The sequence below is a fragment of the Kouleothrix sp. 19917 genome, assembly GCF_057073505.1.
Genome location: NZ_CP097099.1, coordinates 6,154,590 through 6,176,754 on the forward strand (window position 1 = coordinate 6,154,590; position 22,165 = coordinate 6,176,754).

The 22,165-nt window shown below is 62.0% G+C and carries 19 protein-coding genes and 1 pseudogene; 13 read left to right on the plus strand and 7 right to left on the minus strand.

Annotation, left to right across the window (positions count from 1 at the left end; translation table 11 throughout):
- Nucleotides 1-100: 100 nt before the first annotated feature.
- Entirely contained in the window at nucleotides 101-523 is a 423-nt protein-coding gene (locus tag M1P90_RS24840) for a hypothetical protein (RefSeq protein WP_483698224.1), read from the minus strand.
- A complete protein-coding gene (locus M1P90_RS24845; protein ID WP_483698225.1) occupies nucleotides 520-1,344 on the minus strand; it encodes an SDR family oxidoreductase in 825 nt (274 codons plus the stop codon). Before M1P90_RS24845 ends, M1P90_RS24840 begins: the two co-directional genes overlap by 4 nt.
- A gap of 494 nt (nucleotides 1,345-1,838) precedes the next feature.
- On the opposite strand from M1P90_RS24845, the gene M1P90_RS24850 reads away from it, so the two are divergent.
- Entirely contained in the window at nucleotides 1,839-3,653 is a 1,815-nt protein-coding gene (locus M1P90_RS24850; RefSeq protein ID WP_483698227.1) for an ABC transporter ATP-binding protein, read from the plus strand.
- A gap of 85 nt (nucleotides 3,654-3,738) precedes the next feature.
- Nucleotides 3,739-5,586, plus strand: coding sequence for an ABC transporter ATP-binding protein (locus M1P90_RS24855; protein WP_483698229.1), 1,848 nt, complete (start codon nucleotides 3,739-3,741; stop codon nucleotides 5,584-5,586).
- 87 nt (nucleotides 5,587-5,673) lie between these two features.
- Here the strand turns inward: M1P90_RS24855 and M1P90_RS24860 are convergent, their stop codons facing one another.
- Both M1P90_RS24860 and M1P90_RS24865 read right to left on the minus strand, forming a co-directional pair.
- Nucleotides 5,674-6,066 (minus strand): CBS domain-containing protein, encoded by a 393-nt coding sequence (locus M1P90_RS24860; protein ID WP_483698230.1) that lies wholly within the window; start codon nucleotides 6,064-6,066, stop codon nucleotides 5,674-5,676.
- 35 nt (nucleotides 6,067-6,101) lie between these two features.
- The gene (locus M1P90_RS24865; protein ID WP_483698231.1) at nucleotides 6,102-6,959 is read right to left on the minus strand and encodes a hypothetical protein; all 858 of its coding nucleotides are present in this window, start codon (nucleotides 6,957-6,959) and stop codon (nucleotides 6,102-6,104) included.
- A 320-nt stretch (nucleotides 6,960-7,279) separates the two neighbouring features.
- Here M1P90_RS24865 and M1P90_RS24870 point away from each other — a divergent pair, with 320 nt between their 5' ends.
- Nucleotides 7,280-8,050, plus strand: a complete 771-nt coding sequence (locus tag M1P90_RS24870) for a DeoR/GlpR family DNA-binding transcription regulator (protein WP_483698232.1) — start codon at nucleotides 7,280-7,282, stop codon at nucleotides 8,048-8,050.
- A gap of 29 nt (nucleotides 8,051-8,079) precedes the next feature.
- Here the strand turns inward: M1P90_RS24870 and M1P90_RS24875 are convergent, their stop codons facing one another.
- Nucleotides 8,080-8,337: a hypothetical protein gene (locus tag M1P90_RS24875; RefSeq protein ID WP_483698233.1), complete on the minus strand. Its 258-nt coding sequence runs from the start codon at nucleotides 8,335-8,337 to the stop codon at nucleotides 8,080-8,082.
- A gap of 16 nt (nucleotides 8,338-8,353) precedes the next feature.
- Nucleotides 8,354-9,061: pseudogene (locus tag M1P90_RS24880) on the minus strand (IS110 family RNA-guided transposase); the annotation flags it as partial.
- Nucleotides 9,062-9,688: 627 nt separating this feature from the next.
- On the opposite strand from M1P90_RS24880, the gene M1P90_RS24885 reads away from it, so the two are divergent.
- The 10 genes from M1P90_RS24885 to M1P90_RS24930 all read left to right on the plus strand — a co-directional run bounded on the left by M1P90_RS24885 (nucleotide 9,689) and on the right by M1P90_RS24930 (nucleotide 20,492).
- Nucleotides 9,689-10,750 carry a DUF4037 domain-containing protein gene (locus tag M1P90_RS24885; RefSeq protein WP_483698234.1) on the plus strand — a complete coding sequence of 354 codons (1,062 nt, stop codon included), beginning with the start codon at nucleotides 9,689-9,691 and terminating at the stop codon, nucleotides 10,748-10,750.
- Between the two features lie 27 nt (nucleotides 10,751-10,777).
- Entirely contained in the window at nucleotides 10,778-11,773 is a 996-nt protein-coding gene (locus tag M1P90_RS24890) for a uroporphyrinogen decarboxylase family protein (RefSeq protein ID WP_483698236.1), read from the plus strand.
- A gap of 498 nt (nucleotides 11,774-12,271) precedes the next feature.
- Nucleotides 12,272-12,595, plus strand: coding sequence for an L-rhamnose mutarotase (locus M1P90_RS24895; RefSeq protein WP_483698238.1), 324 nt, complete (start codon nucleotides 12,272-12,274; stop codon nucleotides 12,593-12,595).
- Nucleotides 12,596-12,748: 153 nt separating this feature from the next.
- Nucleotides 12,749-14,266 (plus strand): sugar ABC transporter ATP-binding protein, encoded by a 1,518-nt coding sequence (locus M1P90_RS24900; RefSeq protein WP_483698239.1) that lies wholly within the window; start codon nucleotides 12,749-12,751, stop codon nucleotides 14,264-14,266.
- 288 nt (nucleotides 14,267-14,554) lie between these two features.
- Complete coding sequence (locus M1P90_RS24905) at nucleotides 14,555-15,604, plus strand: ABC transporter permease (protein ID WP_483698240.1); 1,050 nt, start codon at nucleotides 14,555-14,557, stop codon at nucleotides 15,602-15,604.
- A gap of 59 nt (nucleotides 15,605-15,663) precedes the next feature.
- Complete coding sequence (locus tag M1P90_RS24910; RefSeq protein ID WP_483698241.1) at nucleotides 15,664-15,888, plus strand: hypothetical protein; 225 nt, start codon at nucleotides 15,664-15,666, stop codon at nucleotides 15,886-15,888.
- Nucleotides 15,889-15,899: 11 nt separating this feature from the next.
- The gene (locus M1P90_RS24915; RefSeq protein ID WP_483698242.1) at nucleotides 15,900-16,865 is read left to right on the plus strand and encodes an ABC transporter permease; all 966 of its coding nucleotides are present in this window, start codon (nucleotides 15,900-15,902) and stop codon (nucleotides 16,863-16,865) included.
- A 102-nt stretch (nucleotides 16,866-16,967) separates the two neighbouring features.
- Nucleotides 16,968-17,333: a hypothetical protein gene (locus tag M1P90_RS24920; protein WP_483698244.1), complete on the plus strand. Its 366-nt coding sequence runs from the start codon at nucleotides 16,968-16,970 to the stop codon at nucleotides 17,331-17,333.
- 171 nt (nucleotides 17,334-17,504) lie between these two features.
- Nucleotides 17,505-18,626, plus strand: a complete 1,122-nt coding sequence (locus M1P90_RS24925) for an ISAs1 family transposase (RefSeq protein WP_483696769.1) — start codon at nucleotides 17,505-17,507, stop codon at nucleotides 18,624-18,626.
- 15 nt (nucleotides 18,627-18,641) lie between these two features.
- The gene (locus M1P90_RS24930) at nucleotides 18,642-20,492 is read left to right on the plus strand and encodes a substrate-binding domain-containing protein (protein WP_483698246.1); all 1,851 of its coding nucleotides are present in this window, start codon (nucleotides 18,642-18,644) and stop codon (nucleotides 20,490-20,492) included.
- A 306-nt stretch (nucleotides 20,493-20,798) separates the two neighbouring features.
- Here the strand turns inward: M1P90_RS24930 and M1P90_RS24935 are convergent, their stop codons facing one another.
- Nucleotides 20,799-22,025: an MFS transporter gene (locus M1P90_RS24935; protein ID WP_483698247.1), complete on the minus strand. Its 1,227-nt coding sequence runs from the start codon at nucleotides 22,023-22,025 to the stop codon at nucleotides 20,799-20,801.
- Nucleotides 22,026-22,165: the final 140 nt, after the last annotated feature.

Consider the following 22,165-nt stretch of genomic DNA (forward strand, 5'->3'; position numbering starts at 1 on the left):
CGCAGGCGCGAAGGATTTTGTGCTCCTTCGCGCCTGCTGATTTTTATGTTATGCCTTGAATGCCCAATCTGCGCAATCTGCGTAATCTGCGGATATGTTCTTACGCGTCGGAGTTCGCTGCCGGCAGCCGCACTGTCAGCAGCGCCAGAATCACGGCCGTGAGCGCAACCGGCCCAACATCGCTCAGCCAGACGCTCGCCGGTACGCCGCCAACGATCGCGTCGTAGGCGTGGTTAAGCGCGTGTACAACATTGCCCGCCGCTACGGCGATGAGCAGCAGCCGGTGGCGTGCCGGGTCGCGCGCGGCCAGCGCCAGCCCCACGCCCAGCCCAACCTGAAACGCGCCCAGGTCGCCGGCGTAGTGGCGGTTGAACGGCGGGAAGGTGCCAATGTTATCGAAAAACCAGCGCGGCGCAAACAGCAGCGCGGCGCCCGTCGCCAGGTGAACCAGCGCGAAGAAACCAACCAGCACCCGCGCCCACGGCAGGTTTGCGCGTGCGCGGGCCGTGCTCACGGTCGTCATTGCACTCCTCCTTCGTGGATGCTTGCAGCCGCCGGCCGCGCCGACGTGCCATAGGTTCGTTCCAGCCACTCCGCCCAGGTGATCCGCCCGCTGCGCTGCTCGGGGCAGGTGTTACGGCCAGCGCGCAGCGCCCGCAGCCGGCCTTCCAGCGCGGGCACCGGCACGATCAGCTTGCGGCGACCCTGCGCGGCCAGCCAGGCCCGCGCCATCTCGCCCAGGCGCAGCACCTCTGGCCCGCCAATGTCAGGCGCGCGCCCGCTCGGCCCGGCCAGCGCCCAGCGCGCAATCTGCTGCGCCGCCTCGCCCGTATCAATGGTTTGGAACTGCGCGCTGGCCGGCACAAGCATGAGCGGCCCGGCCACAAAGCGGCGCAGCATGCCGTCGATCAGCGTGTGGAACTGCGTGGCGCGCGCGATTGTCCAGGGCAGGCCGCCCGCCTCGATCAGGCGCTCGGCGGCGAGCTTGCTGCGGTAATACGCCATTGGGATGTGCTCAATCCCCACAATCGAAACGTACAGCAGGTGGCCCAAGCCAGCCGCACGTGCCGCTTCAATCAGCCGCTGCGTGCCGTCGACATCAACATCGTGGGTTTGGGTAGAAGGGGAGCTGGCGGCGTGCACAACCGTGTCGGCACCAGCCAGCGCCGCCGCCAGGCCCGCGCCGGTGCGCAGGTCGGCTTGCGCCCACTCGTATGGCGTGGCAGCAGACGGGGCTGGCTGCCGGCTCATCACCCGCACCGTGTGCCCCTGCGCCACGAGCTGCTGCACCAGCTCGCGCCCCAGCCCGCCGTTTCCGCCCGTCACAACTATCCGCTGCATCATTTATATCCTCCGATGCGCACAATTGCGCGCTCGGAAAGGAGACGAGCACCCTCGCGCGGCTGTGACAGCTTTTTCCAGGAGTCAGAAGTCAGGATTCAGAAGTCAGGAGTGGGCAGGTTGCAGGTTGCAGGTTTGAATGTTTGCAGGTTGCACTTTGAGTGGGCCGAAGGCCGTATCGAAAGGTGCAGGTTCGCTGAGTGGTGTTGGTGGCTCGTCCTTCGTCATTCGTCCTTCGTCAGTAGTCGCTTCAACAACGTGCAACCTTCTGATCCAAAACTCCGTGCCTCTGTGTCTCTGTGGTGAATTATTTATTGTCTTTGCCGGCCGCCGTACCTGTCCTTGCGGTCTGTTCCAACATCCGCCAAAAGTTGTACGGCATGCCCGAAACCACGGTGCTATACTGTCGGAGCTTCACCGCGCCACGAAAGATCCTGGCGCGCTTCTTGCCGTCTCCCCCTGTCCCTCACACACCCTACCGAAGGAGGTGCCTCGCTGTGGAACATTTGCGCCATCTTCTACCGTTCGTAGCGCGCTACCGCTATCGGCTGCTGTTTGGGCTTCTGTGCGCGGCCGGCTCCGCGCTGCTGACGGCGATCATCCCGCAGATCCTGCGCACGACGGTGGATAACCTGAACACGCGCGGCGTCGTTGCGGGCGACTTGCTGCGCGCTGGTGGGATCATGCTCGCGCTGGCCTTTGCCGATAGCCTGTGCCGCTATGGGCAGCGCCAGCTGGTGGCCGGCTCGGCCTACCGGGTGGAATATGACATGCGCGGCGCATTGTTTCGCCGCCTGCTCACGCTCGACCAGGGTTTCTACGGTCACGCCCACACCGGCGACCTGATGACCCGCGTGACGAACGACCTGTCGGCGGTGCGCCAGTTTCTTGGCCCGGGCGTCAACTCGCTGATGACGGCGACGCTGTTTATTGGCATCGCTGGCTCGCTGCTGTTCCTCACCAACGGCACGCTGGCGCTGATTGTGCTGGCGCTGCTGCCGATCATCACCATCCTGTTTGTGGCGATTGGCGGGCGCATGCAGCGCATCTTCCGTGGCGTGCAAGACCAGTTTGGCGATCTTTCGACGCGCGCGCAGGAAAATTTTAGCGGCATCCGCACGATCAAAGCCTACGCGCAGGAAGACGACGAGATCCGCACTTTCCTGGCCGAAAACGAACGCTACCGCGCCCAGAACGTGCGCTATGTCCTTCTGAGCGGCCTGCTGTGGCCCGCGCTCGCCGTGGTGATGGGCCTGATCGGCGCGATTGTGCTGCTGGTGGGCGGGCGCTTCGTCGCCAGTGGCACGATGTCGCTTGGCGATCTGGTGCTGTTCAACACCTACCTGGCGCTCCTCTCGTGGCCGATGGTCAACCTGGGCTGGACGGTCAACCTCTACCAGCAGGCCAGCGCCTCGATGGGGCGCATTGCCGAGGTGCTGAACCGCCGCGCCGCCATTCGCACGCCCGACGAGGCGCCAGCCGACGCAACGATTGGCGGCTCAATCGAGTTCCGCGATGTCGGCATTCGTTTCGACCACACGCTCACAGCCGAGCACCAGCTTGCGGCGGGCGGCAAAACCACGCCCGCGCCAGCCGCCAGCCCGCACTCGCAGAACTGGGTGCTGCGCCACATCTCCTTCACCGTGCCGGCCGGCTCGTCGCTGGCGATTGTTGGCGCGACGGGCGTAGGCAAAACCACGCTGGTCAACCTGCTGGCGCGCGTGCGCGACCCCGACGAAGGCCAGGTGCTGATCGACGGGCGCGACATTCGCACGCTGCCGCTGGACGATCTGCGCCGCGCGATTGGCTACGTGCCGCAGGATACCTTCCTGTTCAGCGTGCCGCTGCGCGAAAACGTCACCTTCGGGCGGCCCGACGCCACGCAGGAAGAGGTCGACCGCGCTGCCGAGGTTGCGCGCCTGAGCAACGACCTCAGCCAGTTCCCGAATGGCCTCGACACGATGATTGGCGAGCGCGGTGTGACGCTTTCGGGCGGGCAGAAACAGCGCACCGCAATTGCGCGGGCCGTGCTGCGCGACCCGGCCATTCTGGTGCTCGACGACGCGCTTTCCAGCGTCGACACGCACACCGCCGCCCAGATCCTGGCCGGCCTGCGCGATGTGATGCAGAATCGCACCAGCATCATCATCGCCCAGCGCATCGCAACGGTGAAGGATGCCGACCAGGTGGTGGTGCTGCACGAGGGCCATATCGAGGAACAGGGCGCGCACCGCGCGCTGGTGCAAGCTGGTGGGCGCTACGCAGCCATGTACCGCCGCGAGCTGCTTGAGGCCGAGCTGAGGGAAGAATAAACAGATTTGCGATTTCAGATTTACGATTTCGGATTGGCCGGGCTAATCGCAAATCGTCAATCGTCAATCGTAAATTGGAGGGAATATGGCTGGCACCAATTTCGAGGATGATGAGATCCTTGGCAAGGCCTACGACGGCCGGCTGATGCGCCGGCTGCTGGTGTTTGTGCGCCCCTACTGGAAGCGCCTGCTTGTCGCGCTGGTGCTGCTGTTCAGCGCCGCCGCCGCCGAGCTTGCGCCGCCCTACCTTGTCAGCCGCGCAATCGACGGGCCGATTGCCGCGCGCGACGCTGCGGGCCTGATCCCCCTGTTCGCCTTCTACCTGCTCGCGCTGGTGACGGCCTTTGCCTGCCGCTACGGGCAAACCTACATCATGCAATCGACCGGCCAGCAGGTGATGGTCGACATTCGCATGCGCATCTTCAGCCACATCCAGCGCATGAGCCTGTCGTTCTTCGACCGCAACCCGGTTGGGCGGCTGCTGACCCGCCTGACCAACGACGTCGACGCGCTGAACGAATTCCTGGCGCAGGGCATGGTCGCGCTGCTGGGCGATAGCGCGCGCCTGGTGTTTGTTGTCATCGCCATGCTTGTGCTGAACTGGCGGCTGGCGCTGATCAGCTTCCTGATGCTGCCGCTGATGGTGGTGGCAACCTTCTTCTTCCAGCGCTTCATGCGCGCCTCGTTTCGGGCGGTGCGCCAGCGGCTGGCGCGCATCAACGCCTACCTGAACGAGCAGATCACTGGCGTGCTGGTGACGCAGCTGTTCAACCGCGAAGGGCGCAGCCGCGATCGCTTCAACGAGCTGAGCGACGACTACCGCTCGGCGCAGTTTGGCGTGCTGCTGGCGTTCTCGCTGTTCTTCCCGGCGGTGAGCTTTCTGGGCGTGGTGGCAACCGTGCTGCTGCTGAACCTCGGCGGCGGGCTGGTGCTGGGCGGGCTGGCGACGATTGGCGTGCTGGTGGCTTTCATCCAGTACACCGACCAGATGTTTGGCCCGATCCGCCAGATTGCCGAAAACTACAACACCCTGCAAAGCGCCATGGCCTCGTCGGAGCGCATTTTCCGCATTCTCGACACCAAGGCCGACATCACCGACCCGGCCGAGCCTGTGGAACTGCCCGCCCCCGTGCGCGGCGAGATCGAGCTGAAGAACGTCTGGTTCAGCTACAACGCCGAGGCCGGGCAGCAGGCGATTGCGGAAAATGCCGCCACGCCGCCCGAGGCCGACTGGGTGCTGCGCGGCATTTCGCTTAAAATCCCGGCCGGGCAGTCGGTGGCGGTGGTGGGCGCGACCGGCGCGGGCAAAACCTCGCTGATCAGCCTGCTGGCGCGCTTCTACGACGTCCAGGGCGGCGCGATCACGCTCGACGGCATGGATATTCGCGCCCTGCGCCAGGCCGACGTGCGCCGCCATATCGCCGCCGTGCCGCAGGACCCAGTCTGCTTCAGCGGCACGATCACCTCGAACATCCGCCTGCACAACGAGCAGATCAGCGACGAGCAGGTGCGCCACGCCGCCGAAATCGCCAACGCCGCGCCCTTCATCGAGCGACTGCCGGGCGGCTACGACTACGTCGTGCGCGAGCGCGGCTCGAACCTGTCGGTTGGCCAGCGCCAGCTGCTGGCCTTCTCGCGCGCCATCGCCTTCAACCCCGAGGTGCTGCTCATTCTCGACGAGGCGACCAGCAGCGTCGATACCGAGACCGAGGCGCTCATCCAGGCCGCGCTGACGCGCCTGCTGCACGGCCGCACCAGCATTGTGATCGCGCATCGCCTGAGCACCATCCGCGATGTGGATCGCATCATTGTGCTGCACAAGGGCCGTGTCGTGGAGGATGGCAGCCACGAAGAGCTGCTGGCGCAGCGCGGTTTCTACCACCGGCTTTACCAGCTCCAGTTCGCCGAGCAGATTGGCGCGGCGGATATTTAGGATAATCGGAACTGACGAAAGACGAACGACGAACGACGAAGGGAGTGTTCCTTCGTCGTTCGTCGTTCGTCTTTTGTCGGCCTCGCGCTACGGCGTATCGTTCAGCGCCTGTTCGCCGTCGTGGCGGGCAAGGTCGCGCAGCGAAAGGTAGCCCACCAGCCGGCCATCCTGCATCACCGGCAGGCGGCGAAACTGGCGCGTCAGCATCAGCTGCGCGGCCTGCTCAAGCGTCCAGTCTGGCGCGGCGACCATCGGGTTGCGCGTCATGTGGAAATCGGCGCGCTCCATATGCGGGTCGAGCCCCTCGGCCACGACGCGCACCACAATGTCGCGGTCGGTAATAATGCCCAGCAGCTGGTCCTGATCCATCACCGGCAGCGAGCTAATGCCAAGCTGGCGCATGATCGCGGCCACGTCGGCAATCGAGAACGAAGGCGCCAGGGCGGTCACATCCTGCGTCATAATGTCGCGCACCAGCATAGCTTGCTCCTGTCACGAAAACGCCTGGCAGCGCGCTAGCGCTTCGCGCTTGAGGTGCGCAGCGTGGCCGGCACCAGCAGCCCCGCCGCAGCGATCAGGTTCAGCACAATCACAACCGCTAGAATACCATAGAACCAGACATATGATCGCCCGATCCAGTCGGCTGAGTGTTCGTCCATGCCGCTGATCCACAATGTCACCAGATTAAAGCCGAACCACAGCGCCACGAGCGCGTAAAACCCCCGCAGGGCATTGGTAATGTCAATCGCGCTTAAATGAATCGAGCTGCCGATTGAAAAGGCCAGGTAGAGAAAGATATAAAAACGCCAGTCGAGCCAGTGTGCAGGCTGGAAAATAAACGCCACCAGCGCGATGCAGTCGGTGAGCACCTGGCTGGCGAAATTGCCCGCCCCTGGCACGGTTGCGCCATTCAGCAGGTTCAGCTGGTTCACAAACTGCGCGAGCTCGCGGTCGAACAGGATCATCAGCGCCGCAAACAGAATCAGGGTGCCAAACAGCACTGGCGCAATGCCAATAAAAAACATGCCAATCGTTTTCCACAGCGTTATTTTTGTGGTGCCGGAAATAACATAGCCTAGTTCGCGGTCGCGCGGGCTGCTGGGGAAGCCCTTGAATCCCAGAATGGTGAAGCCAAACAGCAGCGACACAATTGCGTGGCCAAGCTCGTGCACCAGGGTGCCAATGCCGCCGAAGATCAGCAGATACGGCCCCATGCCAAGCGCCCGCGCGGCCAGGCGCGCCACATGCGCCGACAGCTGGCTGAGCAGCAGCACCAGCACCAGGCCCGGGCCAAACAGGGTAAAAAGCTGAACAAATGTCACTGCCGCGACGCGAACCATGTATGCAATAAATAATGTGAACGTCGAGCCCATACGCTCCTCGTTGCTGCCTGGCCCCTGCCGATTCCCCGCTTCGCACAGCCCCGCTAAGTAAACGCTAAAGCGGCCGATTTTGCAACACGGAATTGCCAGACATGCGTTTTTGTTGATTTCAACAAAAAATCATCAAAAAATAATGCACACCGCCCTGAAAAATTTGCACTATTGACAAACGCGCGCGGCATCTTTATAATCCGCGTAACTTCTCCGCAACCAATGCAACCATAACGAACAGTGAACCCGCCCGGCGCGTGCCGTCGGCTGCGTGTGTGTAGCGCGTGCCGCTCACGCTTTGAGCAATCGCAGGTGATTGTTTGAAGGCTTCTGATCGCCGTCAGCAACTGCTGGGCCTGATTCAGCGCGACCCAACGCTGCGCGTGCCCGACCTTGCCGCGCAGCTCGATGTGTCGCAGGGCACCATTCGCAACGACCTGAACGCGCTGGCTGGCGCAAAGCAGCTGGTGCGCGTGCACGGCGGCGGCGTGGCGCTGAATAATCACACATTGCCGCGCAGCCCGGCCTTTGCCGCACGCGCGCTGACGCAGGAAGACGCCAAGCAGCGCATTGGCGCGCGCGCCGCCGCGCTGGTTGTGGATGGCGATGCCCTGCTGCTCGACGCCAGCTCAACTGTCTACCATCTCGCTCACTTCCTGCTCGACCGGCGCGGCCTGCGGATTGTCACCAATGGCATCGAGGTGGCCTGCCTGCTTGCCCAAAATCCGACCAACACCGTCAACCTTGTGGGCGGCATTGTGCGCGCCGGCATCGACTCGGTAATTGGCCCGTGGAGCGAGCGCTTTCTGCACGATGTTCGCATCAGGACGGCGTTTGTCTCGTGCAGCGGCTTCACGCCCGAAGTCGGCATGACCGAGGTCGATGTCTACGAGGCGCAGTTCCGCATCAAGGCCATCGAGTCGGCCGCGCAGGTGGTGGCGCTGATCGACGCCAGCAAGTTCGGCAAGCTCGATATGACGCCCTCGGTGCGCATGGACCAGATTTCGATGCTGCTGACCGATGGCGCGCTCACCGCCGACTGGGCCGAGCGCATGCGCGCCGCAGGCATTCCATTCGAGATATGCACGTAGATTCGGTCGAATAAATAACCACAGAGATATTACGTTGAAGAACGGGTCGGGCCAAGGACTTTGTTTGGGTCAAAGGGCGTTTTATGCTTGAGTACACCATAGACCACGTGCAACAACTTGCGCATCACCGCACCGATGATCACACCCTTGGCTTTGCCGCGCGCTGCCAGCCGTTCCGCAAACGCCTTGAACCCTTCGCATCGTCGCATCGCCACAATTGCCGGCCAGTACAGCGCCGCTCGCACGCTCGCCTTGCCCACTTTCGAGAGGTGTGTTCGCCGCCGCACACTCGTTCCCGATTCTGTGCTGCGCCGGTGTTACTCCCGCGTCTGCCGCCAGCGCCTTGGCCGATGTATACGCGTCGATATCGCAGAACTCCCCCAGCAACTTAGCGGCAGTGATTGTACCTATTCCGACAATCGCCGTGAGAAGCGCAGCTTGCTCGCCCAGGTCACGCTCGTCTTTGAGATGCTGTTTGAGTTGTGCCTCGACGCTTGTGATCTGCTCCTCTACGCTTGCCAGAACCGTTTCAAGCGACGTGCGCACCACCGTGTCGCTGGTATCGCCCAAGCGATTGGACAGTTGCGTGCGCGTTTGGAGCAAGTCGTCGCGATGGCGTGTGAGCGCACGCAAGCGGCGCTGGGCGGCAGAGGGTGGTGTCCAGGCTTCGGGCTGGCATTGCAAGCAGAACAACGCAATGATGCGGCTATCCTGTTTGTCGGTCTTGGTGCGCATCATCTGGCTTTGGGCAAAACCCTTGATACGGGCAGGGTTAACCACACTGACGATGTGCTGAGCATCGGCGAGGAAGGCAGCCAGCGCTTCCCAATAGACATTGGTTGCCTCCATACAGGCATGCACGTGCTCAATGTGCTGGGAGCGAAGCCACTGCTGGAGCTGCTCAAAACCAGCGGAGGTGTTCGGAAACTGCTTGTGGCGACGGTCGCCACCCTCACGCAGCAGGGTGACATCGAAGGTGAGTTTGGCGAGGTCAATGCCGAGAATGTGCATGATAGCTCTCCAAAGGACAAGAAAAGGAGCTTGTTTCGGACCAGTCTTGAGGCTACGTGCTCGTGGGCACTGGGATCTTACACGGTCTTGTGAAACAAGCGATACGATGCATCGAAAGCCATTCTCTGTGACAGCGTCGAGCGCATCGGTCTTTTGCGGCCTTGAGATGCATCAAGGCATAGGATAGCAGAGCCAAGCCACTTCTGCGAGCCTTCATTGGTCTTTTGTTGACCCGCCCCACTTGGCGGCTTTTTAGACAAGACACAGCGGCACGAAGATTTATAGCAGTTTGCAGTCGGCAGGACGCAGTAGGCAGTTGAATTTTTCGCGCTACAACGCCTTCTCGCCAGCAGGTGAGTGTTCAATTATTCTGCAAACTGCTATAGGATTTACGATTTACGATTGGGAGCAATCGACGAACAACGACAGGATATTTCACCGCAAAGAGCGCGAAGGGCGCAGAGGGTTGCAGGTTCGCAGATTCGCAGGTTGCAGGTTCGCAGGTTTGCGAGTTGTAGATCACAGCCCGCTGCCTACTGCCTACTGCCAGCTGCTCGGCTCTGCAACCTGCTGACTCCTGACTTCTGACTTCTGACTCCTGGGTCGCAACACAACGAGGTGTTCCCGATGAGCGAATCGATCATCGATATCAGCCATGCGTTTTTCGACGAGGTGGTGCAGCCCACCCTGCTGCGCGAGTTCCCTGCCGAAGCGGGCGCGATGGTGGCGGGCGTATTCGGCTACGGCTCCGAGGTGCTGCGCCTCGACGACGCCTACTCGCGCGACCACCACTGGGGCCTGCGCATCAACGCGCTCTTGCCCGAAAGCATTTTCCGCGAGCGCGCCGAGCCGCTGATGGCGGCGCTCAGCGCGCACATGCCAGCCAGCTTTCGCGGCCACTCGCTGCGCGAAGGCTACACGCGCTGGGGCGGCATCGAGCTGAGCAGCCTGGAGCAGCATCTCCGCCAGACCATCGGCCTCGACCACCCGCCGCAGACCGCCGCCGAGTGGCTGAGCATCCCCGAAGAAGATATTACCCACATTGTCGCTGGCGAGGTCTGGCACGACCCAGCCGGGCACTTTTCGGCTATTCGCGCAACCTTGCAGGGCTACTACCCCGAGCCGGTGCGGCTGCGGCGCATCGCCCACTGGTGCCGCTACTTCTCGGGCATGGGCGCGTATGCGCTGAACCGCGCCGTGCTGCGCGACAACGAACTGTACGCCACCATCACCTTTGCGCGCGCGATTCGGCTGGGCGTGCAATTGGCCTTTCTGCTCGACCGGCGCTACTTCCCCTACGACAAGTGGCTGCTGGCCTATTTCGACCAGCTGCCGCGCATGGGCGCGCGCCTGCGCCCGCTGGTGGATGAAGCGGTGCGCCTGAACACGCCCTGGGAGCGCAAGCTGGCGCTGCTCGACCAGTTCTCGGATGTGATCGACGCCGCGCTGGTGGAAGACGGCACGATCGCGCCGCACCCGCCGCTGGCCGGCTCGTCCTCGTCGGGCTATCGCCTGCTCGAGCGCGCCTACGCCGAGATCATCCAAAAACTCCCCGCCGAGATCGTGCCGATTGTGCCGGTGTGGGATCAGGTGCACTGGGAAAGCTTCCACAGCCAGTATGTCGCCGGAATCGACATGGAAACGTGGCAGGGGTTGCTGAATTTACGGCCAGTCGGCAGTGAGCAATAGGCAGCCGGCAGGAGACGTGAGGTACTGATGAATTCTAAAGAACGCATTCTCGCGACTGTCGCACACCAGCCGACCGACCGCACCGCAATCGACTGCTGGCTCTACCAGAAGCAGTTTGTCGAGAAGCTGGCGGCCGAGTATGGCCCGCGCGAGCAGTTCCTCGACGAGTTTAATATCGACGTTTTCCTGGGCTTTGTGCCGTGGCCGAATCAGCACGGCCACCGCTTCGACATCACCGAGCTGGCGGATGCCGACCTGGGCAACCCACGCGACGCGCGCTGGCTCAACCACAGCGAGTGGAACTACGACTTCGCCGGCCTGAACGTGCAGCAGGCGCTCGACCAGCAGGGCAGCAAGCGCGCCATCGTCGCACATATGTGGGGCATGGTCGAAGGCACCAGCTCGTTTCTGGGCATTGAAAACTGCTGGATGAACCTGGGCGCCGAGCCCGAGCGCATGAACGCCTTTTTCGACCGCTACGCCGACTGGATGTGCGGCCTGGTGGATAACGTCGCCGACGCGGGCGTGGACATGATCACGCTTTCTGACGACTGGGGCAGCAACGGGCGCATGCTGTTTTCGCCGCGCATGTGGCGCCGCATGATCGCGCCCTACGCCCGCCGCATCGTGCAGCACGCCCGCTCGCGCGGCCTGCCCGTGAACCTCCACAGCGACGGCTACATCATGGACATTATGGACGACCTGATTGAGATGGGCTATACCTCGCTGCACCCATTGCAGGAAAGCGCCGGCATGGACCCGCAGACGATCAAGAATACCTATGGCGACAAGATCGCGATCTATGGCTCGCTCGACGTGATCGACGGGCTGCTGGCCTACGACGGCGAGGAGCTGGACGAATACATCACGCGGCGCTTTGCGATCTACGCGCCGGGCGGCGGCTTTATCTACAACGGCGGGCATTTCATCCAGCCCGACATCCCGCCCATGCGTCTGGTGCGCGCCTACCGCCTGGTCAACCAGCTCGCGCCGCAGTACGGGACGCTGCGAACCGAGAACTGAGAACCGCAGAACTACAGAACCGAAGGCCACGTAAGGGTTTAGGGTCTGGGGTTTTGGGATTGAACCTGCAACCTGCAAACCTGCAACCTTCTAACCCTTCGCGCCCTTTGCGTTCTTTGCGGTGAATCATCTCGTTGTCGATCGTCGCACAACCTGCAACCTGCAAACCTGCAACTTGCAACTCAAAAATCTCTGTGTCTCTGTGGTAAACCTTTCTGGTTCGTTCGTCGCACAACCTGCAACTTGCAAACCTGCAACCTTCTAACCCTTCGCGCCCTTTGCGTTCTTTGCGGTGAAATATTCCGTCGCCGCCCTTCGATACGCGGCTAACGCCGCGGGGTACCCTTAGGGTCCAGGACGGAGTCGTCAATCGCAAATCGTAAATCGTAAATCGTAAATCTCCGTGCCTCTGTGTCTCTGTGGTAAACCTTTCTGGTTCGTTCGTCGCACAACCTGCAACCTGCAAACCTGCAACCTGCAAACCTAAAGGAGCTTCCTATGGCCCGCGTTGGCTTTCTGCTCAAAGTGAAACCCGACAAAATCGACGAATACAAAGCGCACCACCAGGCCGTCTGGCCCGAGATGCTCGACGCGCTGCGCCGCACCGGCTGGCACAATTACTCGCTGTTTATGCGCCCCGACGGCATGCTGTTCGGCTATTTCGAGACGCCCGAATCTTTTGACGCGGCGCGGGCCGGCATGGCGCAGGAAGCGATCAACGACAAATGGCAGGAATTCATGGCGCCCTACTTCGAAAGCGTGGGCGGCACGCACGCCGACGAAATGATGGAAGAGCTGGTCGAGGTTTTTCATCTCGATTAGCGAAAACTCCTTGTGAAGGCGCAGCGCTGTTTTAGTTGTCAGGCAGTTTGGGCGCAGCGCGCTGCGCCCGGCCGGCACCTTGGAGAACGGCGCGCTGCGCCCGCGTTATCTTGTGAGGGCGTAGTGCTGCGCCCCGCGACTAGCGAGCAACGAATGTCAGAAACACCAAAGCTAACGCCAGTGCTCGAAATGCGCGCCATCTCCAAGCGCTTCGGCGCCACCCAGGCGCTCGACGACGTCGCGCTCGCGCTCTACCCCGGCGAGATTCACGCGCTGCTGGGCGAGAACGGCGCGGGCAAAAGCACGCTGATCAAAATCATGACCGGCATTCACCAGCCCGAACGCGGCGAATTGCTGCTCGACGGCCAGCCGCTGAGCGTGAGCAGCCCGCGCGACGCCCAGGCGCACGGCATTGCGGCCATCTACCAGGAGCCAATGGTCTTCCCCGACCTGAATGTGGCCGAAAATATCTTCATCACGCATCGCGGCAACGGCTTGTTTATGAACTGGAAGCAACTGTACCGCGACGCCGAGGCAATTCTGGCCACGCTCGATGTCAGGCTCGACGTGCGGGCGCAGGCGCGCGGCCTGACGCTGGCCGCCCAGCAAACGGTTGAGATCGCCAAGGCAATTTCGCTCAAGGTGCGCGTGCTGATTATGGACGAGCCAACCGCCTCGCTGTCGGCGCACGAGTCGGCGCAACTGTTCAAGCTGATGCGCACGCTGCGCGAACAGGGCGTGGCAATCCTCTACATCAGCCATCGCATGGAAGAAGTGTTCGCGCTGGCCGACCGCATCACCGTGTTTCGCGACGGCAAGCTGGTGTCGTCGCAGCCCGCGCCCGAGGTCACGCCCGAGGCGGCCATTCGCGCAATGGTCGGCCGCAAAGTCGAGGATTTCTTTGCGCGGCGCGAGGCGGCGCGTGGCGAGCAGCTTCTGGCCGTGCGCGACCTCGGGAAATCTGGCGCGTTTTCGGGCGTAAGCTTCGAGCTGCATCGCGGCGAGGTGCTGGGCTTCGCCGGCCTGATTGGCGCGCGCCGCACCGACGTGGGTCTGGCGCTGTTTGGCATCGCCCCGGCCGACACCGGCACAATCGAGCTGGATGGCCGCGCCGTGCAGATTCGCACGCCCGAGCAGGCGCTGCGCCTGGGCATTGCCTACGTCACCGAAGATCGCCGCCAGCTTGGCCTGGCGCTGCCGCTTTCGATCACCGCCAACATCTCGCTGCCGACACTGCGCAACTACCTTTCCGCGCTGGGCCTGATCAAGCGCAGCGAAGAAGACGCCGTGGCCGAGCAGTATCGCCAGCGGCTCGCCATTCGCACGCCTTCGGTCGAGCTGGAAGCTGGCAAGCTTTCGGGCGGCAACCAGCAGAAGGTCATGCTCAGCAAGTGGCTGAACACGCGCCCGCAGCTGCTCATTCTCGACGAGCCGACCCGCGGCATCGACGTGGGCGCGAAGGCCGAAGTACACCAGATCATTGGCGAGCTTGCCGCGCAGGGCCTGGGCATCATTCTGATCTCGTCGGACCTGCCCGAGGTATTGGCGATGAGCGACCGCATTCTGGTGATGCGCGAGGGCCGCCAGATGGGCATTTTCGACGGCGCGCAGGCCAGCCAGGAAACCGTGATGACGGCGGCAATGGGCCAGGCGGCGGGGGTGAATGGGTAAGCGCAGAGCGTAGAGCAGTAGGCAGGCACAGAACCGCAGAACCGCAGAACCGCAGAACCAAGAACTAAGAACCAAGAACCGCAGAACCTGCAACTCTACAAAATCTTCGCGTTCTTTGCGCCCTTTGCGGTTTACCATCCCGTCGGTCGTCGTTCGTTCCAATCGTAAATCGTCAATCATAAATCCAAAATCTCCGTGCCTCTGTGTCTCTGTGGTGAATTCCCGGTCGTCGTTCCAGCAACCTGCAACGTTCAAACGTGAAAACATGTAACTCATTAAGGTACAGCTATGACCGCAATCCGGCGCATGTTTCGCCCCGAGCAAGTTCGCGAGCTCAGCCTGGTGCTGATCATCCTCGCGGCGGTGCTGTTTTTCGGCTCGCAGATCGACAACTACTACAGCGGGCGCACCTTCACGCGCATCTCCACCGGCGCGGCAATCATGGCGGTGGTGGCCGTGGGCGAAACGCTGATTGTGCTGACGCGCAACATCGACCTGTCGGTTGGCTCGATTGTTGGCTTCACAGCCTACTTTGTGGGCACGCAGCTCGCCGCCCATAACGACATGGCCCCGCTTGTCGCGGTGCTGATGGCGGTGGGCGTTGGCGCGCTGATGGGCGTGCTGAATGGCCTGCTGGTGGCCTATGGCAAAGTGCCCGCGATCATCGTCACGCTTGGCACGCTGGCGATCTACCGCTCGATTCTGGTCGATTATTCGGGCGCAAAAACCGTCACCACCGAGTCGCTGCCGAAGTGGCTGGTCGATCTTTCCAGCGCCAACCTGTTCAAAATCGGCGCGCTGGAAATTCGCGTGATGGTGGTGGCGGCGCTGATCATCGTCGCGATCTTTCAGCTGATGCTGACCTATACGCGCTTTGGCCGGCGGCTCTACGCAATCGGCTCCAACCCCGACGCGGCGCAGCTGGCCGGCATGCCTGCGCAGCGCACGCTGCTGGCGGCCTATGCGCTGTGTGGCGCGCTGGCCGGGCTGGGCGGCTTTATGTTCCTGGCGCGCTTTGGCACGATTACTGTCGTGGCCGCGCAGGGCATGGAGCTGCAAGTTGTGGCGGCGGTGGTGGTTGGCGGCGTCACGACCTTTGGTGGCTCGGGCACGATGGTTGGCGCGCTGCTTGGCACGATTCTGATTAACACGCTGGAACAAAGCCTGATCCGCTGGCCCGAGATCAGCGAGTTCTGGCGCGACGCAATTCAGGGCTTGCTTATTTTGCTGGCCGTCGCCACCGATGCCGTGATTATCGAGCGGCTGCGGCGCTTTTGGGCGCGCGGCGAGGCCAAATCGCAGCCAGCCGCCGAGGCCGCGCCCGGCAAGCCAGTCTGATACCCATGGGGTTTGTGCCTGGTGTGTTTTTGCGGCAAAAATGCAAGACTGGCAATGCAATGGCAAAATTTTCGCAAAAAAATGCCAGACCGGCAATGCAATGGCAAAATTTTCGCAAAAAAATGCAAGACCGACAATACAATGACAAAATTTTTGTCAAAAAATGCAAGACCGACAATGCAATGACAAAATTTTTGTCAAAAAATGCAAGACCGGCAGTGCAATGGCAAAATTTCTGCCAAAAAATGCAAGACTGGCAATGCAATGGCAAAATTTCTGCTTGAAAGGGACTCGTATGGCGCGTGCCTGGTCGCGGCTGCGTAGCTGGGAAGGCTTGCTGCTGGCCATCCTGATCGTTATCGTGCTGATCAACGTTGCCCAGGTGCCTTCCTACCTCGGGCTCGATAACCAGATCAACCTGTTTCAGCTTTCGATCGAGAAAATCATGATCGCGCTGATTATGACGGCGATTATCGTGAATGGCGAGATCGACCTGTCGGTGGCGTCGATTATGGGCCTTTCGGCGTGCGTGCTGGCCGCCCTGCACGAGCGCGGTGTGCCGGTGCCGCTGGGCATCGCTGCCAGCCTGCTGGTGGGCTTGCTGTGCGGCGCGTTCAATGGCTACTGGGTCGCCTATGTCGGCCTGCCCTCGCTGGCGGTCACACTGGCCGGCCTGATCGGCTACCGCGGCCTGGCGCGCGTGCTGCTGGGCGACCGCTCGGTGGGCGCGTTTCCCGCGTGGTTCAACGCGCTCGGCCAGCAGCCTTTTCTCGGCCCCTTTCCGCTGGCGCTGATCCTGTTTTTCGTGCTGGTGGTGCTGGCTGTGATTGTGCTGCAACGCTCGGCCTTTGGCCGCTACACCTACGTGATCGGCATCAACCGCGACGTGGCGCGCTACTCGGCGGTGAAGGTGCCGCGCGTGAAAATGCTGCTCTACGTCGTTTCGGGCGTGGTGTCGGCGCTGGCCGGCCTGCTGCTGGCGGCGCGCCTGGGCGCGGTGCGGGGCAACACGGCAGAAGGCTTCGAGCTGGATATCATCACCATGGTGCTGCTGGGCGGCGTGAGCATTTTCGGCGGCACCGGCACGCTCGTCGGCGTGATCCTGTCGATCCTGATCATTCTGAACCTGCGCAACGGCATGTCGCTGGTGAATATCAGCGGAAACACGCAAACCGGCGTGATCGGCGCGCTGCTGATTCTTTCGGTGCTGGTGCCGAACTGGGCGCGCAGCCTGCGCGGCGCATTCGCAAAACGCGCGTAGACCGCCCGACGAAACGAAAGGAGGCTTCTGCTCATTCGTCCACCGTGTTCGCCCGCTGTCATTGCCGACATAAGTCTGAATGGACTACGAAAGGATAGGTTCATGAGCAGATTCTTGAAACTGCTAAGCCTGCTTGTTCTTGCCACGCTGGTGCTGGTGGCCTGCGGCGGCACGCCCGCTGCCGCGCCAACCAGCGCGCCGGCCCCCACCGCTGCCGCCGCCGAAGCGCCAACTGCTGCGGCTGCCCCCACCGCTGCCGCCGCCGAAGCGCCAACCGCCGCCGCTGCGGAAGCGCCCACTGCTGCATCCGCGCCGGCTGGCGGCGTGGTGAAGGCCACCCCGGGTAAATCGCTGAAGATGATCCTGCTGCCGAAGTTCCTGGGCATCGCGGTGTTCGATCAGGCGAATGATGGCGCGCAGGAAGCCGCCAAGGAGCTGCAAAACCCAGGGCCAACGCATTATGAATGAAGCATAAAACGACGTTTTGTCTGTCAAACGCTTTCAGTATGGGCGAAACAAAGCAATGTGGTTCTTTATGCTGTTTTTCGTGCACTCGTGCATCAGAGTGAGCAACTCGCCATCGCGTTTCTGATGCTATAATCACCTCTCTGAATGGTTTCCAGCAGCAGGAGGTGTGTGGTGGAATTACCGACGTCGCTTTCTCGCCATTTTGGCGATCTGCCCGACCCGCGTATCGACCGCTGTAAACACCACAAACTGATCGACATCATCTCGATTGCCATTTGCGCGGTTTTGAGCAGTGCTGATGGCTGGACCGACATCGAAGCCTATGGCCACGCCAAACACGCCTTGCTGGAGCAGTTTCTCGAGTTGCCCGCTGGCATTCCGTCGCACGACACCTTCGCCCGTGTCTTTGCGCGTCTTAATCCCACCGCGTTCCAATCCGCCTTTCTCGCCTGGGTCGACACCATTCGTGCCAAACTGCCCGGCGATGTGATTGCGATTGACGGCAAAACCGAACGTCGTACCCACGACCGTGCGATCGACCTGTCGCCACTGCATATCGTCAGCGCGTTCTCGGCGGCCAATCACCTGGTTCTCGGTCAGGTTCGCGTGAACAGCAAATCGAATGAGATCACCGCCATCCCGCTGCTGCTCTCGCTGCTCGACATCAACGATTGCATCGTGACGATTGATGCGATGGGCTGCCAGGTGGCGATTGCCGAACAGATTGTGGCGCAGGGTGGTGACTATGTGCTGGCGTGTAAAGACAACCAGCCGCAACTGGCGCGCGACATTGCACGCATCTTTGCCGAGCCGATTGAAGAGGAACACCTGGATCGATGCATCATCACAATGGAAGGTCACGGACGGAGCGAACGGCGCGAATATCGCAGCTGTGACCAAGTGGAGAGCATCGTCGACCGCGCGCGCTGGTCGCAGTTGCGCTCGGTTGTAAGGGTGCATTCGACGCGCACGTGTGATGGTGTGACGAGCGAGGAGACACATTCGTACATATCAAGTTTGCCGCTGGGAGCCGAGCGGGTTGCAGACGCCATTCGGCAGCATTGGGGGATCGAAAACCGGCTGCATTGGGTGCTGGATGTGGTGTTTGCCGCCGATGACAGCCGCGCGCGAATTGGTCACTCAGCGCATAATCTGGCAATTATTCGGCACTTGGTGTTGAACCTGCTGCGCGAGGAAACGACGTTGAAGGCGAGTGTACGTCAGAAGCGGCTGCGTGCGACTTGGGACGATGCCTATGCGATGAAAGTGCTTCAGGTTGAGCCACGTCTGTAGAACATTTGTAATGCGTTGGCCCTGCTGCAAAACCCCGAGGCGCTCAACTTCACCGGCCCGACCGCCGAGAATAGCGTCGCCGGCCAGATCGAGATCATGACCAACGCCAAAACGCAAGGCGTCAACGCCGTGATGATCTCGAACAATGCCGGCGACCAGATCGGACCCTCGGCCAAGGCGGCTGCCGACGCGGGCATCAAGGTCGTGAGCTGGGACTCACCGGTTCCCTCGGCCGATGGTGAAAGTGTCTTTGTCGCGCAGGTCGACTTCAAGGAAACCGGCACGGTGATGGCCGACATGGCGCTCGACATTCTGGGCGCGGATGGTGGCAAGTTCGCGGTGCTGTCGGCCTCACCCGACGCGGCCAACCAGAACTCGTGGATCGCGGCGATGAAGGACGCGCTCAAGGATCCGAAATACAGCAAGCTGGAGCTGCTTGATGTGGTGTATGGCAACGACCAGAGCGAGGCGAGCTACAAGCAGGCGCTGGCGCTGGTGGACAAGTACCCCGACATGAAGCTGATTATGGCCCCGACCACGGTCGGCATTGCGGCGGCGGCCAAAGCCATGCAGGACGAAAACCTGTGCGACAAAGTCAAGGTGTCGGGTCTGGGCTTGCCGGCCGAAATGGCCAGCTACACCAAAAACGGCTGCGCGCCTGAGTTCGCGCTGTGGTCGTTCAAGGACCTCGGCTACCTGACCTACTACACAACCTACCTGCTGGCGTCGGGCGCGCTGAAAGGCGAAGCGGGCGAGCAGTTCGAGGCCGGGCGGATGGGCACCTACACCATCGAGAAAGACCCGACCCGCGACAAGGGCTTGCGCGTGCTGATGGGACCGTTCACCAAATACACCAAGGACAATGTCGAGGGCGAGGCAGGCGGCACACCGGCGGCGGGCAATGTTGCGAAAGCCACGCCCGGCAAGTCGGTCAAGATGATCCTGCTGCCGAAGTTCCTGGGCATCGCGGTGTTCGATCAGGCGAATGATGGCGCGCAGGAAGCCGCCAAGGAGCTGCAAAACCCCGAGGCGCTCAACTTCACCGGCCCGACCGCCGAGAACAGTGTTGCCGGCCAGATCGAGATCATGACCAACGCCAAGACGCAGGGCGTGAATGCCGTGATGATCTCGAACAACGCCGGCGACCAGATCGGACCGTCGGCCAAGGCGGCTGCCGACGCGGGCATCAAGGTCGTGAGCTGGGACTCGCCCATTCCCTCGGCCGATGGCGAAAGCATTTTCGTCGCGCAGGTCGATTTCAAGGAAACCGGCACGGTGATGGCCGACATGGCGCTCGACATCCTGGGCGCGGATGGTGGCAAGTTCGCGGTGCTGTCGGCCTCGCCCGATGCGGCCAACCAGAACTCGTGGATCGCGGCGATGAAGGACGCGCTCAAGGATCCGAAATACAGCAAGCTGGAGCTGCTCGATGTGGTGTATGGCAACGACCAGAGCGAGGCGAGCTACAAGCAGGCGCTGGCGCTGGTCGACAAGTACCCCGACATGAAGCTGATTATGGCGCCGACGACGGTCGGTATTGCGGCGGCAGCCAAGGCCATGCAGGACGAAAACCTGTGCGACAAAGTGAAGGTGTCGGGTCTGGGCTTGCCGGCCGAAATGGCCAGCTACACCAAAAACGGCTGCGCGCCTGAGTTCGCGCTGTGGTCGTTCAAAGACCTCGGCTACCTGACCTACTACACCAGCTACATGCTCGCCACTGGCGCAATCAAGGGCGAAGCGGGCGAGCAGTTCGCGGCCGGGCGGATGGGCACCTACACCATCGAGAAAGACCCGACCCGCGACAAGGGCTTGCGTGTGCTGATGGGGCCGTTCACCAAGTACACCAAGGATAATGTCGACAAGTAGGCGGTATTCAGGCGTCAGGCGTCAGGAGTCAGGAATCAGCGTATTCCTGGCTCTCTGAAAGCTCTGGTAAGCCTCACCTGATTCGCCAGAAAACGGCAGGGCTCGCGGAAATGAATGTTTCTGCGAACCCTGCTGTTTTGGAAACTATTGTCCAACCGCAAAGAGTTGAAAGTTGTGTGTTTGAAGGTTGCAAGTTTACAAGTTCCACGTTCGCATGTTAAAGACTACTGCTGACTGCTACGTGCCAACTGGCTACTTTCACCCTTTCACCCTTTCACCCTGTCATCTTGTCACCCGCTCACTGCTTCACACGCCCTCGCGCACAACCTGCTGCGCGCCCCGCGCGGCCTGCCGGCGGTACAGCAGCAGCATGCCCGAAGCCGCCACCAGCCCCACGCTTGCGAAGGTTAGCCACGGCAAGCCCGGCATCTCGCCCGCGCGCCCCAGCCCATACAGCAGCCCACCGCTGTAGTTCCCCAAACTGCCGCCAATCGCCAGCGCCAGCGAGTTCACACCAAAGTACGAACCAAGCGCGCTTGGGTTGGCGAAACTTGCCGCCACAGTCTGCTGGCTGGGCGCGGCCAGCAACGCGCCAGCCGAAAACAGCGCCACGCACAGCAGCAGCGCCGCCGTGCTCGTCACAAACGCCACGCCGCCCAGGCCGGCCGCCATAATCGCCACGCCCAGCACCAGAATCAGCAGCGGCGGCAAGCGGCGCTCGGCCAGGCGCAGGAGCGGGTATTGCAGCAGCACGCTCATGCCGGCGTTCAGCGCATACACCCAGCTCACCGCGTCGCTGGTGCCGCTCACCGCGTGCGCCTCCAGCGGCAGCGAGATCGAAAGCTGCACCCACATAAACCAGTAGCCCATCAGCAGCACATTGAAGGCCATAAATGGCCGGTCGCGCAGCGCCAGGCCGATCCCGTAGGTCAGGTTGTGGCGCTCGGTGGCAACCTGCACCGGCGGCAGGAAGATCAGCGTCACCAGAAATGTAACGATGTAGCAGCTGGCCGCTGCCAGCACCACAATGCGGAAATCCCAGCGCAGCAGCAGCGCGCCGATCAGCGGGCCAAGCGTCATGCCCAGGCCGCTCGCCACCCCTTGCAGCGAAAAGTAGCGCCCACGATTTTCGCTGGTGGTGAGCGCAGCCACCGCAGCCGCCCGCGGCGACTCGAACAGCGAGCCGCCAAACGCTGCCAGCACCGCGCTCGCAATCAGCAGCGGCAGCGAGCTAGCCCACACCATGCTGGCGAACCCCACGCAGCGGATCAGCATGCCCGTGCAGATCAGCCCCTTCGCGCCAACGCGGTCGGCCAGCATGCCGCCCGGCAGCGTCAGACCCTGCTGCGTAAGCTGCCGCAGCGCCAGCACCAGCCCAATCGACGCCGCCGGCCAGCCCAGCCCATCCACATAGTGCACCGAAATCAGCGGCACGACCATAAAAAAGCCGCCCCACATGAAAAACACATCGACCAGGATGGTGAGCAGCCCGCGCCGCCGCGCCGCTTCGCTCAGCGTAAATGGTGGGTTCATAGGGCTATCCTGTCAGGGCCGCGAGCCGGCAAAGGGCGTATTGCTATGCGCCCAGACTGAAGGGCGTATTGCTATACGCCCAGACTGAAGGGCGTATTGCTATACGCCCAGACCGAGAACGGCAAGAGGGTTTAGGGTCT